We start from the raw sequence: 2,206 nt of genomic DNA on the forward strand, positions 1-2,206 counted from the left end.
AAAGGACTCAGTCCTGTACAATACAGAACTAAATCCTTTGCTTAAATTATTTGTCTAACTTTTTGGGGTCAGAACAATATTTCGAGTGGATATGGTTATTCCAAATTTATAGGAGAAAAATATTTAAAACTGTTTTCTGAAAAAGGTGGCGAGACAACAATTATTAGGACTGGTAATGTACTTGGTAGTGAAAAAATAAGAAAGCCAAATTCTAAAGATGCGATTTGGAATCTAGCAAAAGCAATAAATATATTAAAACTTGCACCGAAAGATTTCTTTTCAAATAGTCCGATGTTTTATTCTGCAAAAGTAGATGAACTGTCAAAAATAATTGTTGAAAGTATTGATAAAGATGTTTTACTTGTCAACGCTGTTACTAGTCAGCCTGTGACACTGTTTGAGTATATAAAGGCTATTGAAATGGCTACTGAAGATATTATAAACCCCGAAGAAATAACTGTATGGAAAGACAGACTTAGTTCATTAAGGAATCAGGGGATTTGGATTGATATTCCAGAAGATAAATCTAATTTTTTGATGATTCCTAATAATATTTTGTCTAAAAATTATATTAATGTTTTAAGTGAATGTGATCTAAATTATTTATCTGACAATATATATAATTATTTGAAGGAGGATTTAAAATGATTTTTAGCGATATTTTCTGGAAATATAATTGTAAAGTAGCTATTGAATACGATGGACTTCAAATATCGTATGATGAACTATGCGACAAAGTAAATTATTTTAGTAAATTATTATTGAGAGAAGGAGTTAAGGTAGGTTCTAAAATTTTAATTAAATCTGAAAAATGTCCGGATTTAGTATATTTTATTTTTGCTATCTGGAACCTTGGAGCAACATACGTGCCTCTTAGTTATGACGCTAATCACGATTATGAAACCATGCTAATCAATGAATTATCACCAGATTTCATTATTAAAATATCTAAAGATAGTAATCAGATAGAAAAAGTTGGAAGTCATTATAGAAAGATTATTGATAGTCAATTAACAGAAAATCTGTTTTGTAATTCTAGTCATGATACAGCATATATATTGTTTAGTTCTGGAACAACTGGTCAACCAAAGGGCGCTAAAATCTCATATAAAAATTTAAATAATTTATGTAGTTGGATAGAATGTTTTTTTTCAGCTGAGGAAGTGTCACATGTTGTTTGGGGGGCATCAATATCATTTGATTTATCGATTTTAGAATTGATTGTAACATTTTTACATGGCGGTACTCTATATATTAAACAAACTTTACTTGAAATAAACCAAACTAGTGATATTAGTTTAAGTTGTATTTTTGCCACTCCGACTGTCTTTGATAATTTAAATGGAGATAAGTTAAACACGTTCAAATTAAAAACTATCTTTTTAGGAGGTGAAACATTACATCCTGCAAAAGCTAATAAGATTAGGAATAATTATAATTCAGTAAGATTAATTAACGCGTATGGACCTACTGAAAATACAATAGTAAGTACAGTTTATGAAATTACTGACTCAATACAAAATAGTAGGGTTCCAATCGGAAAACCAATTAAGGGAGTAAGTTATGAAATTTGGAACGATAGCGGTATTGAGAAAATGGAAGGAGAGTTAATACTTTTTGGAGAAAACTTAGGCTCAGGCTATACTTTGGAAAAGTTAAATAATGAATATTTTGGAATCAAAGATGGAAAAAAATTCTTTAGAACAGGTGACCTTGTTAGAAGAAACCATCTTGACCAACTGGAATATTTAGGACGAAAAGATTTTGAAATAAAAATCAATGGCCAAAAGGCTAACTTGCAAGGGATAGAATCAATTATAATGAAATATCCTTCGATTAAGGATGCAATTGTGGTCAAGAATGATCAGAATATTCTTGAATCTTATATAATAGTAGAAGATGGTAGTAATCTTGATACAAATTCCTTACGCAATTTTCTTTTGAGTTATTTGCCTTCTTACTCAGTTCCTTCAAAAATAAATATTGTTTCAAATTTTAAGTTTAATAACAGTGGTAAAAAGATTGCGATTTCATCAAATTATATCCCCAAATATGATCACAATGAAAAATTAGATTTTAAAGAATATCTTATAAATTCTCTTAGTGAGATGTGTGGTATTCAAGTTAAAGAAGAAGATGATTTCTTCTCAGTTGGAGGTGATTCAATTCGTGGAATGATTCTAATTATGGAATTAAACAGTAAATT

General features: G+C 29.1%; 2 protein-coding genes and 1 pseudogene. All 3 read left to right on the top strand.

Annotated elements, in window-relative coordinates; all coding sequences use genetic code 11:
* Nucleotides 1-78: 78 nt before the first annotated feature.
* Nucleotides 79-261 (top strand): annotated as a pseudogene (locus H7U04_RS11600) (SDR family oxidoreductase); the annotation flags it as partial.
* A 30-nt stretch (nt 262-291) separates the two neighbouring features.
* Nucleotides 292-648 carry a hypothetical protein gene (locus tag H7U04_RS11240; protein WP_201059843.1) on the top strand — a complete coding sequence of 119 codons (357 nt, stop codon included), beginning with the start codon at nt 292-294 and terminating at the stop codon, nt 646-648.
* A partial coding sequence (locus H7U04_RS11245) for a non-ribosomal peptide synthetase (RefSeq protein ID WP_201059845.1) occupies nt 645-2,206 on the top strand: 1,562 nt, incomplete at its 3' end. The genes H7U04_RS11240 and H7U04_RS11245, both read left to right, overlap by 4 nt.

It is taken from the genome of Streptococcus sp. 22.1 (genome assembly GCF_016648645.1).
Classification (GTDB): Bacteria; Bacillota; Bacilli; order Lactobacillales; family Streptococcaceae; genus Streptococcus.

Coding starts and splice junctions, on each gene's coding strand:
- H7U04_RS11240 (WP_201059843.1), top strand. CDS start 292: ATGTTTTATTCTGCAAAAGTAGATGAACTGTCAAAAATAATTGTTGAA.